Source organism: Bacillus sp. FJAT-47783, assembly GCF_022808615.1.
Lineage (GTDB): Bacteria > Bacillota > Bacilli > Bacillales > Aeribacillaceae > Bacillus_BZ.
Genome location: NZ_JAKZKS010000009.1, coordinates 80,802 through 94,964, shown reverse-complemented (window position 1 = coordinate 94,964; position 14,163 = coordinate 80,802). Strand labels below are relative to the sequence as shown.

Here is a 14,163-nt window from a genome sequence, read left to right as displayed (position 1 = left end):
ATTATAATAGACTGTGCATGTAAATACCTAAACGAAGATTTTGTTCATCATTTTTCTATCATGACATACATATATGAATACAAGTTTCATTGAATGTTATTGAGATGTTTGTTATAGTGGAGAGGTCTTACGAAAGCCAGTAGAGATATTCGGATAACCCTATTAGGAGGTTTTAAATTTGGCAGTTAATGTACATGATGTAGCGTATAATTTAGAAAGAGCATTACGAGAAAACGATGATTTCAAAAATTTACAGAAATTATATAGTGAAGTGGAAGCGGATGAGTCCGCACGTAGAATGTTTGAAAACTTCCGCGACATTCAATTAAAGCTACAACAAAAACAAATGAATGGTGAAGATATTACAGAAGAAGAAGTCGAGCAAGCACAAAAATCTGTTCAACTTGTGCAACAGCATGAGAAAATCGGAAAATTAATGGAAGCAGAACAACGGATGAGCATGTTAATCCAAGAACTAAACCAAATTATTATGAAACCACTAGAAGAACTTTACGGTAATTTACAACAATAAAATGGTATACGCTGAAATGAAGAGGTGCCTCGTTGCATCTCTTTTTTTATAGGAAACACAAAGGAGCGATCTTTGTTAGTCGTTCGTTTATGGTTAGCGAAAAGGTAGGCTTAATATAAAGTTTCAGAAAACCATCAAAATAAAAACCTTTTTCTTATGTTTTTAAACTCAAGGTGTATTGTCCAATTAAACCATCTAGATAGTTGTCAACATTTATTAATAGAAGCTTAAAATGTTTTTTTAGAAACTTCCAACAAGTTTACGAAACATCTAAAAGGTAACAAAGAGTTAAAAACGTTCATCGAATTTGACGCTATTTATATTTGATCGTGGCTATGTTGACTATAAGCCATTCCATCAACTCCGTTATCACAATGTTCGTTTTATCACGAAACTTGATCTTTATCAATTACTATTTTATAGAGCTAACTTAAAATAAAAATATAGAAAAACAAGGGAGGAAGAGGAATGTCAAAAGCCGTCTTTCAATTAGAGCCACTAACTTGTCCATCATGTATTAAAAAAATCGAGACAACGCTGAATAAAACAAATGGAATAATTTCTGCAAGGGTGTTATTTAACTCAAGTAAGGTACGAACAGAATTTGATGAATCTCGAGTTGAAGCATGTCAATTAAAAGAAATGATTAAAAAATTAGGTTATCAAGTACTGTCGACTAAGGCTTCTTCATGATTACATTCTGAATGATAAAAGGTTAAACCAAAAAGACTGGTAACCAAGAATAAATGGTTATCAGTCTTTTTTCCTCTTTATCAGCTTATTGAAAAGAAATATCGAGAAACTTGATTATGGTCAAGTCTTTTAAACAGAAAAAAATTTATCATTTACATATAAAGAAACGAGGCAATCGTTTGAGAAGAAAGGAGCGAAACAGGGATGCTGACAGCCATTCATAAACATAAAAATCAAATGATGATGATTTCATTTATTTTAATTGTCTTGGGGGGGTTATTTGGGTTTATGGGGAATGGTGATATAAAAGCCATTGTTCTTATTTTAGCAACCATTATTGCTGGTATTCCTATTGCAATTAAAGCATACCAGTCACTAAGAATGAAAGCTTTTAGTATAGAATTATTAGTAACGATAGCTGTTCTCGGTGCTTTTTATATTCAAGAGTTTACGGAGTCATCGGTCGTGACATTTTTATTTCTATTCGGGGACTATTTAGAAAGACGAACACTGGAAAAAACACGTTCTTCTTTAAAGCGTTTAGTCGATATGGCACCACAAGAGGCTGTTGTAATTCGCAACGGAAATCATGTAACGATTTCCGTTGAAGAAGTAGAAAAAGGCGATCATGTGCTGATTCGATCCGGTGGAAAGGTTCCTGTCGATGGAAGGGTTATTTCTGGCCAAGCGTTTTTAAATGAATCGTCCATTACAGGTGAATCAGTACCTTCATCAAAAGAAATCGGCGATAACGTCTTCAGTGGAACGATTGTTGATCATGGTTATATCGAAATCGTTGCGGAAAAAGTGGGGGATGATACTACTTTTACTAAAATCATTGAACTAGTCGAAGAAGCTCAAGAATCAAAATCAAAAACTGAGAAATTTCTAACAAAATTTTCTACCATTTATACGCCAGCAGTTGTTGCTTTATCCGTTATTGTCTATCTCTTAACAAAGGATTTGCACATGGCGATTACCTTTCTAGTGATCGCTTGTCCAGGAGCCTTAATGATTGGTGCTCCCGTATCAAATGTTGCCGGCATTGGCAACGGAGCTAAGAATGGGGTTCTGATTAAAGGTGGAGACGTTATGGAGAAATTCGCTAAAGTGAATACGCTTGTTTTCGATAAAACAGGTACGCTAACTAAAGGAAAGCCAGAAATAACGGCTATTAAGTTATTTAAAAAGATGGATACGAATGATTTGCTTCGATTGGTTGCGCAAGCAGAAACCATCTCAGAACATCCTTTAGGCCAAATCATAGTCAAAGAAGCCAAAGAAAGAAAATTGAACATTACTAGTAAACCGAAAAACGGAAAAATTATAAAAGGAAATGGGATTATAGCGAATGTGGAAGGACACGACATAGTTGTTGGAAATCAGAAATTAATGAAGGCTGAGAAGATTAATATTTCCAAAGAGGTTATGAGTTATGCAGTTAGCCAAGGAAAGGCTGGAAATACTGCAATATTTGCAGCCATAAATGGTGAAATTGCCGGTATTTTATCAATCGCTGATCAAATTCGGGATGATGCTCCGAGTTCACTAGTAGAAATGAGAAAAAACGGAATTAAAAAAATTATTATGCTGACAGGAGATAATCAATATACTGCTGAAATCGTTGCCAAACAATTAGGGATAGATGAATACCATGCAGAATTATTGCCTGAGAATAAAGTAGAGTTCGTGAAGAAATTAAAAGCAGAAGGTCATGTCGTTGCGATGGCTGGGGATGGGATTAATGACGCACCTGCTATTGCTACTGCCGAAGTCGGACTAGCAATGGGAGAAGGCGGTACCGATATTTCAATGGAAACAGCAGATATCGTCTTAATGGCTGATAAGCTTACACAATTGTCACACGCATACTCTTTATCTAAAGCAACCACTTTCAACATGAAAGAAAACACTTACTTTGCTGTAGCAATCGTGTTTATACTCTTATTAGGAGTACTAAATGAATCTGTGCATTTAGCATTAGGGATGTTTATTCATGAGGCCAGTGTATTGCTTGTTATTCTGAATGCGATGAGGTTAATCAAGTTCCAACGTAAAATATCCAAAGGTTTAGCAGGCTTGACGGCACAGCTAAAAGGTAAAATCTTAACATAAGCTCGTTGATTGGAGTGGAAAACATGAATGGAAATGAAACGCATATCCATGCTTGTTCTCGAGGAACAAACAAATCGTGTGTTTCTCTCGTACCTATTTTTAATCATTTAGAAAATGAACATATGGAAGAAATTATGAAGGTGGTCGAATCTGTTTCATATAAAAAAGGAGAAATACTTTATCGTGCAGGGGATCCGTCAGATTCACTTTATATTGTATACAAGGGTGAAATAAAAATTTATCGACTATCTGAATCTGGAAAGGAAAAGTTGGTCCGTTTATTAGTCCCAGGAAATTTCACAGGAGAACTCGCTCTATTTAATGAAACCCTTCATGAAGCGTATGCGGAAGCCACAAAGGAAACCCAGGTTTGTATAATTAAAAGAGCAAAATTACAAGAATTACTGATGAAATACCCATCGATTTCATTGAAAATACTCAATGAATTTTCAGTCAGATTAGAGCTGTCAGAAAAACAAGCTGCACGGTTTGCTACCGAAAAGGTTGAAACGAGGCTTGCTCTATTCTTAGCAGAATGTCTAAATAATCATCAATCAAACGAAATTGTACTACCTATGAGTAAGAAAGATCTAGCTTCTTATCTAGGAACTACCCCTGAAACTATCAGCCGAAAGTTAACTCATCTAGAAAATCAGGGCTACATAAAACAAAAGGCCCATAAAAGGATTGAAATAGTCGATTTAGATGGATTGTTACTTATCTGAAATATTATGAAGATAAAATAAAAGACATTCTTCTTGAAATTTGTTAAAATTGGGAAATCAATTTTATGAAGAGGAAAGTGATGAAGAATGTCAAAAGCACTTCTTTATTTACTGATGCTTGGCATTATGATGTTATGGGGATTTAATGTGATCGCGATTAAAGTCATTGTGGAAGTGTTTGATCCTGTGACGATTACGGCATTTCGCATTTTTATTGCTGGGCTTGTCGTTATGATGATGGTCATGGTTGCGAAAGAAATGCGAAAAATGACCAAAATGGAATGGATTTATATTAGTATTGCTTCCGTTACCGGTGTATTGGGTCATCATTTGTTTTTAGCGGTCGGTTTATCCTATACGACTGCCTCTAATGCGGGACTCATATTAGGATTAGTTCCGCTAATGACAACACTCTTTGCTGCCCTTTTTTTAAAAGATCGTCTTACATTGTCAAAAATTCTCGGCATTTCACTAGGGTTTTTAGGTGTTTCATTTATTATTTTAAACGGGAATAACGAAGTCGCTCGTGTCTCAAAAGGGGACTTGTTCATTTTCTTATCCGTTGTAGCACAAGCGATTAGTTTCATTTTTATTAAAAAAGGAACAGCCACCCTTCATTCACGACTTATGACAGGATGGATGCTTTTAATCGGTTCTATCGCCCTGTTTATCACAAGTATCATCATGGAACCGAATGGATTTCAAACGTTACAAAAGGGGACGATTCCGGTTTGGGCTATCTTTCTCGCATCGGCTGTGCTTGCAACCGCTATCGGGCATAGCATGTACAATCGAGCTATTTATCATCTTGGTCCAGGTGAAACCGCCCTTTTCATTAATTTAACACCGTTTTTTTCCTTAATCGGGTCCTATTTGTTTTTAGGAGAACATATTTCATCGTTACAGCTCATTGGCTTTGTTTTTATTATTTTCGGTGTTTTACTCGGAACAGGTACAATAGGTGCTCATTGGTTAAGTGTCCATTCTATTAAAAAAAGACAGAACAAAGCAATCTGATCGAATGGTTCTATTTTCATGGAGGAGGACATAATCTCATATTAGGATTAGACACCATGAGAAGGGGGACCAACATGTGATTTATCGATTACTAGCGTTAAATATTGATGGAACGTTACTTCGATCAAATGGTCGCCTTCAAAGCTCTACGAAAGAAGCGATTGAATTTGTCCAAAAAAAGGAAGTCTACGTGACCCTTGTGACGAACCGGCATTTTCAATCAGCGAAGAAGCTTGCGAAGGCCTTAAAATTAGATACAAAACTTATTACACATAGCGGTGCGTTTATTGCCAATCGTTTAGACCAACCTTTGTTTGTAAAACGGATACCAGAAGAACGAACATTTAATATCGTGCAAGTGCTTGAAAATTTTTCTTGTAACATTCGTATTATTCATGAACGTTTCTCCATCGGGAACCGGAAAAAAGTCACATCTAATTTAATGAGTAAAACGCTTTTAAATACAGCTGATCCACTCTTTTATCCGATTCAATTTGTCGAATCGCTCGGGGAGGCGTTAAGAGATGACCCTGTTGCGACGCCGAAGATTGATATTTTTTTTGGAGACCCTTCGGAATTAAAAGAAGTGCAGAAAATTTTGTGTGATGCCTTTCCAAATGTTGATACTGTGAAAGTCAATGAAGTAAAGCTCGAAGTAGTCCCTAAAGGAGTTTCAAAAGCATCAAGTTTAAAAATCCTTGGACAGCATTTAAATATTAGCCCTGAAGAAATGGTTGTGATCGGCTGTGAACTCGATGACACGGAAATGATTGAGCAGGCTGGCCTTGGTGTAGCAATGGGCAACTCGCCATTTCAAGTGAAAAGAAAAGCAGACTGGATAACAAGAAGCAATGATGACCAAGGAGTCGCCTATATGGTAAAAGAGCATTTTCGAAAACAGCAACGTATTAAGTTTTTAGAACGTATTAAAAGTGAGTGAGGGCGCATGATGCGCTCTTTTTTTGTTTTAGGACGTGTGGATTTTAGGGGGGATCATGCAATTCAGTGAATTTTTGTGCAAATAAAGACTAATATGTGCAAATAAGGATTATCATATGCAATTAAGTAATCAGAGGTGCAATTATTTTGAGATTCGTGCAATTAAGGTAAGATTTCGTGCAATTGTCCCCGGAAGTGATGCAATTAACTCAAAAACTCGTGCAATTCCTGCTCGTAAACCTCTATAATGTTACCAACCATAAAATAATAACGTTTTCACTCTGAGAATTTTCTATTAAGAGTTTTGTTTACATTCCGAACAACCACCTCACTGGTTACATTCTCTTGTTGACCGAGCGCCGTCTCTTCTGTACACTATAAGAAGTTTTGAATTTAACGATAAAGGTGATTACATGCGTATTCAAATAAAAGGTATTCAAGATGAGCGGTTCCATCGTCCAATCCAGTTAATATCAAATTTGTTTTATGAAGATCCAGAGGTTGTTTTTGACAACGCAGAATCGAATATCATCGTTTCTTTTTCCATTGAAGATCAACATGACTTTGTAAAAATAGCTGGTCAACTCGAAGCGGAAGGAAAGACATTTGAAGCGAAGCACGAAAAAGAGCTTGCGCAATATACGATAGAAAAAGAGCGCTTCAAACAAGTGAAAAATACATTGTCCTACGTTTACTTAGTACTCATGCAAGACTTTACCGGCATTATTCAAAAATGGGGGATTTTAACCGGAGTTCGTCCGACAAAGCTTTTTCATAAAAAAATGGAACAAGGGTATTCAAAAGAAGAAATACGCCGCCAATTAAAAGAAGAGTATTTAATAACAGACGAAAAAATTCAATTAATGGAACGAATTGTCGATCGGCAATTAAGTGTAGTCCCAGATTTGTACAAGCTTCAAAAGGAAGTAAGTATATACATTGGCATTCCGTTTTGTCCGACAAAATGTGCCTATTGTACGTTTCCTGCATATGCAATTAACGGAAAGCAAGGGAAAGTCGATTCATTTTTAGGTGGTTTACATTTTGAAATGCGCCAAATCGGTCAATGGTTGAAGGAAAAAGGGATGAACATTACGACGGTGTATTACGGTGGTGGAACACCGACGAGTATTACAGCGGAGGAAATGGATTTATTATATGAAGAAATGTATGAATCATTTCCTAATGTAAAAAACATTCGAGAAATCACCGTTGAAGCAGGTCGACCAGATACGATTACACCGGAAAAACTTGAAGTGTTGAAGAAATGGAATATTGACCGGATTAGTATAAATCCGCAATCATATATTCAAGAAACGTTAAAAGCGATTGGTCGTCATCATACGGTGGATGAAACAATCGAGAAGTTCCATTTAGCTCGAAGCATGGGAATGAACAATATTAATATGGACTTAATCATCGGCTTACCTGGTGAAGGTGTAGAAGAATTCGATTACACATTAAGTGAAACGGAAAAATTAATGCCAGAGTCGTTAACGGTTCATACGTTATCGTTTAAACGTGCATCGGAAATGACGAAAAATAAAGAAAAGTATAAAGTGGCAAGTCGAAAAGAAATTGAACAAATGATGGATCGTGCGGTAGAGTGGACGGACAAACATGGCTATGAACCGTACTACTTATACCGAATGAAAAATATTTTAGGGAATTTAGAAAATGTTGGTTATGCGCTAAAAGGGCAAGACAGTATTTACAACATTATGATTATGGAGGAACAACAAACGATTATCGGACTTGGTTGTGGTGCATCCAGTAAATTTGTTCATCCAAAAACGGGTAAAATCTCACATTTTGCCAACCCGAAAGACCCAAAATCCTATAATGAAGGCTATGAGCATTATACAAAAGAGAAAATAAACATATTAGAAGAGTTATTTTCTTAAATTAAAAACGCTTGAATGGATGGAATCCGTTCAAGCGTTTTTAATGTGGAAAAGTTAATCATTAAGAATACGCGGGAATAAAATGTTATTTTCTAAATGAATATGTTCAAACAAATCTGATTCCAATGCTTCTAGTCGGTTATAAACAAGTCGGTATGTTCCACAAGCATGGGCTGGTGGTGTGAAGTCATTCGTTATGTCCCGCATTTCTTTTATGATGTCTCCTGCTTTGTCATGTTCAGAAACGAGCTCGAAAATAACTTTTTTCATGGCTGCTTCATTTTCTGGTGTCGGCTCTTGTTCATAGTGTAAGATAAGGGGAAATGCTTGTACTTCCTCTTTCATTAGATGTTGCTCTAGTTCTGTTTTTAACTCATTAAATAGCTTATGAATCTTTACTAAATGAGGTTGTTCGCCACCGTGAACGCGTAACACTTTCGTGACATAAGGACTAAGTTGTGGTAGCTCTTCATTTAGGTAACGGTGGTGTTTATGGACAATATGTTCAATTAATTCCGAATACGTCGCTTCTTCCCAATTCTTTTCAACTTTCTTATTAGCATTCTGAAACTGCTCATTTAATTGTTGAACAATGTCTTCAACCGGTAAATTTTTCTCTGTTAAAGCCTCTTTTAAAGGTCGATTACCTCCACAACAAAAGTCAATTCTATTTGATTTGAAAAAATCACTTGATTTTGGAAACGCAGCAACGATTTCTCCAACTGTTGATTGTTCTGTAAAGGTTTTTTCCATCTTTAACCCTCCGTTTGTTTTTGATTTCATCGTAATCATATCGCGTATTGATCGATAAGGTCGTGATACATATCACAAACATTAACAAATTTTTAATAAAATGTGTCAAATTTTCAACGTGTGATAACGAACACGTTGCTGCGGTAACTTTTTCGATATACTAAAAAAGTAAAAAAGGTTTGCACGGAGAAAGGAGTCGAAAAGAGAATGGGTGCTTCTAAAAAGCTACTACTTCCAAAACAACACGGCGCTTGGGCTATGTTGGTCATACCATTTTTATTAGGGGGATACGCGGGTGGTTTTTCATGGTTTCATATTCCATTATTTATTGGATGGTTATTTTTATATTTAGCGACATATCCATTATTAATGTCGTTTAAAATAAAGAGAAAAAAAGAGTATTTACAATGGTTTTATCGTTATTTTTTTATTGCCATTACGATGCTACTCATTCTTCTCTTTTATAATATAAAACTTATTTATTTTGGAATCGCAATGGTCCCATTCTTTTTCATCAATCTTTATTATGCAAAGAAGAAAAACGAACGGGCTTTTATAAACGATGTTGCGGCTATTATGTCGTTTTGTATTGGAGCGCTAACTAGTTATTATGTTGGAAGTGGCGAATTAACATTCGATGCTTTTCTAGTCAGTATATTTTGCTTCTTCTTTTTTATCGGAAGTACATTTTACGTGAAAACGATGATTCGGGAAAAGAAAAACGAAATGTTTAAATGGTTTTCATGGGGATATCACATATTGTTAATAATTGTATTAATCATGTCGGGGTATTCACTCTTTACGATTCTTTATGTACCAAGTGTTCTTCGTGCTGTTTATTTATATGGAAAAAAGATGACAATTATGAAAGTTGGGATTATGGAGACTGTAAATGCGATTTACTTTTGCATTGCGATGCTCGTTCTCTTATAAATCGATTTCAATATAAAAGGGTGTCCCATTCGGTTTGGGCACCCTTATTCTTTGATAAAGTTTCCAGTGTAATGGAATGTTCGCTGTCCAGCGCCACGTGACACCGTAAAGGCAAAAAAGCGCCTTTTCATCGTAAGAACATTTTGGTCTGATGCTGATCAAGGCGGATACTATTTTTCAAATGGGAAAAATAGTTCCTTTTCTAATTGATCTCTATCGATTAAATAAAATCCGTTATCGTCGGTGTCTAGGATCTTTTTCTTTTTTAGCTGGCTGAATGTTCGGCTGATGGTTTCCCTAGTTGTCCCGATCATATTCGCTAATTCCCTGTTTGTAAAATGAGATGTAAGGCGGTAATAGTGGGACTGTTCAACAGCATTTGTTTTTGTAAGTCGCAAAAGGAGCATGATAATTTGTTCATAAGTATTATGAAGAACTTGTTCTTCTAACCGGTTGTGTAAGTCAATGATTTTTTCACCCATGACACGAAATAACTTTATACATAATTCAGGACTTTTAAGTAGTGTTTGCTCAAATTCTGCAATGGGAGTTGAAATTAAGACGGCCTCTTCAACCACCTCCGCATGTGCTGGATAGCTCCCTTTTCTGAAAAAACCGGCATGTGGGAACATTTCACCTGCTTGTAAAACTGAAACAATTTGTTCTCTCCCATTTAAATCTGTTTTATATATTTTCACTGATCCAGAATGAATAAAATACACACGCTCTAACGGATCACCTTGCATAAAGACAAATGATCGTTGTTTATACATACGGGCTTGTGAAATGTCCATTATTGTCGTTAATTCTTCGTCTGATAACTCACGAAAAAGTGGGACATCTTTTAATCGTTGTTGAATCCAGTTCTGTTTCATGTAGACATCTCCCTTCCATTTCATTTTATTATGCTATAAAAAAGAATCTGTGAAGTAAATCATAGTTGTTCAAGTTGAATGAAAAAAAATTACTAAGTAAGTGACAATTGTATGACAAAAGTCTTTTTGTGATGTGTATCACATGAGCCCCTCTTTCTTTATTTTACAATCAATAGCGAAGGAGGAGTGAGTCTATGAGAGACTTCCATGAAAATCCATTTATTGTTATTTGGGAGGTAACGAGAGCGTGTCAGCTAAAGTGCCTTCATTGTCGTGCAGAGGCACAGTATCATCGTGATCCCCGTGAGTTAACGTTTGAAGAAGGAAAAAAACTAATCGATCAAATATACGAAATGGATCAACCACTTTTAGTGTTTACTGGTGGAGATCCTTTAATGAGACCGGATGTATATGATATTGCGGAATATGCGATTGCTAAAGGGTTGCGTGTTTCGATGACACCAAGTGCAACGCCAAACGTGACAAAAGAAGCGATTCAAAAAGCGAAAAAAATCGGATTAGCACGCTGGGCATTTAGTCTAGATGGTCCAAATGCTAAAATTCATGATCATTTTCGGGGAACAAGTGGTTCATTTGATTTAACGATCAAAGCGATACAATATTTGCATGAGCTGGAGATTCCTGTCCAAATTAACACGGTCATTTCCCGCTATAATGTGGAAGTATTAGATGAAATGGTTGAACTGATTGAGCAGCTTAAATGCGTACTTTGGAGTGTTTTCTTTCTTGTCCCAACAGGACGGGGGAAGGATGAGGATATGATTTCACCTGTCGAGCATGAAAAAGTATTTAAATGGCTGTATGAAACGAGTAAACGAGTCCCTTTTGATATTAAAACAACCGCTGGACAGCATTATCGCCGTGTTGTCCTTCAGCAAAAGATGCGAGAAAACCATAAACAGGACCATGATATCCGGTATGAAGATGTACTAATGAAAGGCATAACGGGACAAGTAGACGGGCTCGGTCGTGCTCCAAAAGGAGTGAATGATGGAAACGGCTTTCTATTTATCTCACATATTGGTGATGTTTATCCAAGTGGATTGTTGCCAATCAAAGCTGGAAATGTACGAGAAACGCAATTGGCAGATATTTACCGAAACTCCCCAGTTTTTCAGGATTTGAGAAATCCGGATAAATATAAAGGAAAATGTGGTGTTTGTGAATTTCGATATGTTTGCGGTGGTTCCCGATCACGTGCATATGCAATGACAGGCGATTACTTAGAAAGTGAGCCTTATTGTGTTTATATACCGAATAAATTAAGAAAGGAAAAAAAGATGACATCAAAGTGACATGAATATTTGTAAGAAAAACTGGTTCAGTTTTATGAGGGCCAGTTTTTTATTGTTTCAGAAAGTTAAATGAAAATACAATGAATGGAGCTTTGTCCAGCGAAAGCCACCTACCCCTCGAGGTCAAATAACCTTCATCCTATAAAGGGATGAAGAACACTTTGCCCGAGGGTGAACAATGCCCTTGTGCTGAATCTTGGGTTAAGGGAATTAAACTTTTTACAAAAATGTGAAATGAGTTAGAAATGTGATGTGTTTAACAAACTTTTTCTTTTCATTTGCTTATGATGAAAGTAACAAAACTTAGGTTTGTTGTTAGCCTAAATTCAGGAGGTTCTAAAAATGAACAAACAAAAAGCATTATTGCCGATTACGACGTTAGCCATGACCATTGCGTTTGCGGTTTGGGCTGTATTTTCACCGTTAGCAAGCACTTTCCAAGAGATGTATGGGTTAACGTCTACTCAAAAAAGTATTTTAGTTGCGACTCCCGTGTTACTAGGATCGGTCATGAGGATTCCACTTGGGATATTAACGGATCGCTTCGGCGGAAGAAAGCTTTTTTCCTTATTATTGCTATTCATTATCGTTCCACTCGTCGGTGCAGGATTTGCTAATTCATTTGAAATGTTAATGTTTTGGGCATTCTTTATTGGTATGGCGGGAACATCGTTTGCGATTTCCATTGCGTTTGTTTCAAAGCTCACACCACCAGAAAAGCAAGGTACAGCGTTAGGAATTAATGCAATGGGGAATATCGGAACAGCCGTTGCAAGCTTTTCTGTACCATCCATTGCAGCTTTCTTTGGAGTGAAATGGGCGTTCTGGGGACTCATTATTCCAGTTGTCGTCATGCTTATCCTCGTTTGGTTTTTTACACCTGAAATGCCTAAGCCGAAGGAAAAGAAAACGATGCTTAATTCTTTATCGGTATTAAAGTATAAACATACGTGGACATTGTCACTTTTTTATTTTGTGACATTCGGTGCATTTGTAGCATTTGGTATTTATTTGCCTTCATTGCTTATTGACTTATATGGGATGACTCCAGTTGATGCAGGCTTACGTGCCGCTGGCTTTACGGTGATCGCAACATTTGCACGTCCAATTGGCGGAAATCTTAGCGATAAATTAGGAGCAGAACGTATCTTAACGATCGTCTATGCAGGAATGGCGATGGGAGCGCTTATTATCGCATTCGGTATGGAAAATCTAATCGTGATGACAGCGGCATGTCTTTTCATCGCGATTATGGCTGGTTTAGGAAACGGAGCTGTTTTCAAATTCGTTCCTCAACTTTTCCCAAATGAAACCGGAGCCGTAACAGGTATTGTCGGTGCATGGGGTGGATTAGGAGGCTTTTTCCCACCTATTTTGATGGGAATTGTTAAAGATGCAACGGGTTCTTACATGCTCGGATTTATTTTACTCAGTTTATTTGCAATTATCTGCTTCTTATTCAATCGATTAGTCTTTGGAAAGAAAAATGTAAGAACTGCTGAGGTTGTGACAAATTAGTCTTAGGAAGTTATAAACAATTCAAATAAGAATTTCAAACCATTCTCCTCATAAAGTCCGTATCGGCTGACTGTATGAGGAGGATTTTTTTCTGTCACGCCGGCATTAGCGACTAGCAAACTTCCCACTTCATCCGTACGATAAGTCAACATCGACTGAAACGTCGCCTGAGTTTGTACGACGCTTTAGCGAATGACCTACGCTTTTGTTCGTCTCTAATATCGCTACTGCTTACATTGATGCTATCAATCAATGGGGAAAAAGCAGTGACAAAAGATATGGATACTTTTTAAACTAATAAGGGGAATGTCTATGAAATATATGTGTCCTGTATGTGGGTTTAAAGGGTTATTTGAGCCTGCTTATGATAAAGATGGGTATGGATCTTTTGAAATATGTGTTTGCTATGGTTTTGAATTCGGATACGATGACTATGTTGAAATGGAAGATGGTGATTTGATGCCAGTAAAAGAAACTCATCGTATTTATAGAGATAAATGGATTAAGGATGGTGCAGTAATTTTTCAACCAAAAAGATACCCAGAAAAGTTCCAAACTAATAATAAGGTTTATCGTGATTATTTAAAAGAGCAATTAAAAAATATTAGTTTTCCACTTTAAATATGAATTTGAAAAAATAGTGATTCTTTAAAAAAGGAATTTATTTAGAAATTTAGCTTAACATTTCGACTAATATTTTATCCCACTCTTAACGGGCAGTAAGACCCCACTGAATGAAGTTTCACTTTATTTAGAAGAATCACAAAACGGCTGTTTTGTGATTCTTTCTTCTAATTTCTACATCGATCATAATCCTCTATACTTTCATCTCCTGTGAAGATG

General features: G+C 36.5%; 13 protein-coding genes. 11 read left to right on the top strand and 2 right to left on the bottom strand.

From position 1 onward, the window contains the following. Positions 1-178: 178 nt before the first annotated feature. The 7 genes from MLD65_RS08730 to MLD65_RS08700 all read left to right on the top strand — a co-directional run bounded on the left by MLD65_RS08730 (position 179) and on the right by MLD65_RS08700 (position 7,925). Positions 179-532, top strand: coding sequence for a YlbF/YmcA family competence regulator (locus MLD65_RS08730; RefSeq protein ID WP_243291489.1), 354 nt, complete (start codon positions 179-181; stop codon positions 530-532). Between the two features lie 468 nt (positions 533-1,000). After that, on the top strand, positions 1,001-1,225 hold the full coding sequence (locus MLD65_RS08725) for a heavy-metal-associated domain-containing protein (RefSeq protein ID WP_243291488.1): 225 nt from the start codon (positions 1,001-1,003) through the stop codon (positions 1,223-1,225). A 204-nt stretch (positions 1,226-1,429) separates the two neighbouring features. After that, positions 1,430-3,340, top strand: coding sequence for a heavy metal translocating P-type ATPase (locus MLD65_RS08720; protein WP_243291487.1), 1,911 nt, complete (start codon positions 1,430-1,432; stop codon positions 3,338-3,340). A 23-nt stretch (positions 3,341-3,363) separates the two neighbouring features. Further along, the gene (locus MLD65_RS08715) at positions 3,364-4,065 is read left to right on the top strand and encodes a Crp/Fnr family transcriptional regulator (protein ID WP_243291486.1); all 702 of its coding nucleotides are present in this window, start codon (positions 3,364-3,366) and stop codon (positions 4,063-4,065) included. An 87-nt stretch (positions 4,066-4,152) separates the two neighbouring features. Continuing rightward, positions 4,153-5,082, top strand: coding sequence for a DMT family transporter (locus MLD65_RS08710; RefSeq protein WP_243291485.1), 930 nt, complete (start codon positions 4,153-4,155; stop codon positions 5,080-5,082). 76 nt (positions 5,083-5,158) lie between these two features. Further along, positions 5,159-6,022, top strand: a complete 864-nt coding sequence (locus MLD65_RS08705; RefSeq protein ID WP_243291484.1) for a Cof-type HAD-IIB family hydrolase — start codon at positions 5,159-5,161, stop codon at positions 6,020-6,022. A gap of 412 nt (positions 6,023-6,434) precedes the next feature. Continuing rightward, positions 6,435-7,925, top strand: a complete 1,491-nt coding sequence (locus tag MLD65_RS08700) for a coproporphyrinogen III oxidase (RefSeq protein ID WP_243291483.1) — start codon at positions 6,435-6,437, stop codon at positions 7,923-7,925. Positions 7,926-7,979: 54 nt separating this feature from the next. Here the strand turns inward: MLD65_RS08700 and ric are convergent, their stop codons facing one another. Further along, the gene (gene ric / locus MLD65_RS08695; RefSeq protein ID WP_243291482.1) at positions 7,980-8,678 is read right to left on the bottom strand and encodes an iron-sulfur cluster repair di-iron protein; all 699 of its coding nucleotides are present in this window, start codon (positions 8,676-8,678) and stop codon (positions 7,980-7,982) included. A gap of 207 nt (positions 8,679-8,885) precedes the next feature. On the opposite strand from ric, the gene MLD65_RS08690 reads away from it, so the two are divergent. Beyond that, the gene (locus MLD65_RS08690) at positions 8,886-9,611 is read left to right on the top strand and encodes a YwiC-like family protein (protein ID WP_243291481.1); all 726 of its coding nucleotides are present in this window, start codon (positions 8,886-8,888) and stop codon (positions 9,609-9,611) included. A gap of 170 nt (positions 9,612-9,781) precedes the next feature. Here the strand turns inward: MLD65_RS08690 and MLD65_RS08685 are convergent, their stop codons facing one another. Next, positions 9,782-10,486, bottom strand: coding sequence for a Crp/Fnr family transcriptional regulator (locus MLD65_RS08685; RefSeq protein WP_243291480.1), 705 nt, complete (start codon positions 10,484-10,486; stop codon positions 9,782-9,784). 194 nt (positions 10,487-10,680) lie between these two features. On the opposite strand from MLD65_RS08685, the gene MLD65_RS08680 reads away from it, so the two are divergent. From MLD65_RS08680 to MLD65_RS08670, 3 genes are all read left to right on the top strand, one after another. After that, the gene (locus MLD65_RS08680) at positions 10,681-11,802 is read left to right on the top strand and encodes a TIGR04053 family radical SAM/SPASM domain-containing protein (RefSeq protein ID WP_243291479.1); all 1,122 of its coding nucleotides are present in this window, start codon (positions 10,681-10,683) and stop codon (positions 11,800-11,802) included. 342 nt (positions 11,803-12,144) lie between these two features. Beyond that, positions 12,145-13,320, top strand: a complete 1,176-nt coding sequence (locus tag MLD65_RS08675) for an MFS transporter (protein ID WP_243291478.1) — start codon at positions 12,145-12,147, stop codon at positions 13,318-13,320. 312 nt (positions 13,321-13,632) lie between these two features. Beyond that, positions 13,633-13,941: a hypothetical protein gene (locus MLD65_RS08670; RefSeq protein ID WP_243291477.1), complete on the top strand. Its 309-nt coding sequence runs from the start codon at positions 13,633-13,635 to the stop codon at positions 13,939-13,941. The last annotated feature ends 222 nt before the right edge of the window (positions 13,942-14,163 follow it).

Coding starts and splice junctions, on each gene's coding strand:
- MLD65_RS08725 (WP_243291488.1), top strand. CDS start 1,001: ATGTCAAAAGCCGTCTTTCAATTAGAGCCACTAACTTGTCCATCATGT.
- MLD65_RS08715 (WP_243291486.1), top strand. CDS start 3,364: ATGAATGGAAATGAAACGCATATCCATGCTTGTTCTCGAGGAACAAAC.
- MLD65_RS08690 (WP_243291481.1), top strand. CDS start 8,886: ATGGGTGCTTCTAAAAAGCTACTACTTCCAAAACAACACGGCGCTTGG.
- MLD65_RS08710 (WP_243291485.1), top strand. CDS start 4,153: ATGTCAAAAGCACTTCTTTATTTACTGATGCTTGGCATTATGATGTTA.
- MLD65_RS08685 (WP_243291480.1), bottom strand. CDS start 10,486: ATGAAACAGAACTGGATTCAACAACGATTAAAAGATGTCCCACTTTTT.
- MLD65_RS08700 (WP_243291483.1), top strand. CDS start 6,435: ATGCGTATTCAAATAAAAGGTATTCAAGATGAGCGGTTCCATCGTCCA.
- MLD65_RS08680 (WP_243291479.1), top strand. CDS start 10,681: ATGAGAGACTTCCATGAAAATCCATTTATTGTTATTTGGGAGGTAACG.
- MLD65_RS08720 (WP_243291487.1), top strand. CDS start 1,430: ATGCTGACAGCCATTCATAAACATAAAAATCAAATGATGATGATTTCA.
- MLD65_RS08675 (WP_243291478.1), top strand. CDS start 12,145: ATGAACAAACAAAAAGCATTATTGCCGATTACGACGTTAGCCATGACC.
- ric (WP_243291482.1), bottom strand. CDS start 8,678: ATGGAAAAAACCTTTACAGAACAATCAACAGTTGGAGAAATCGTTGCT.
- MLD65_RS08670 (WP_243291477.1), top strand. CDS start 13,633: ATGAAATATATGTGTCCTGTATGTGGGTTTAAAGGGTTATTTGAGCCT.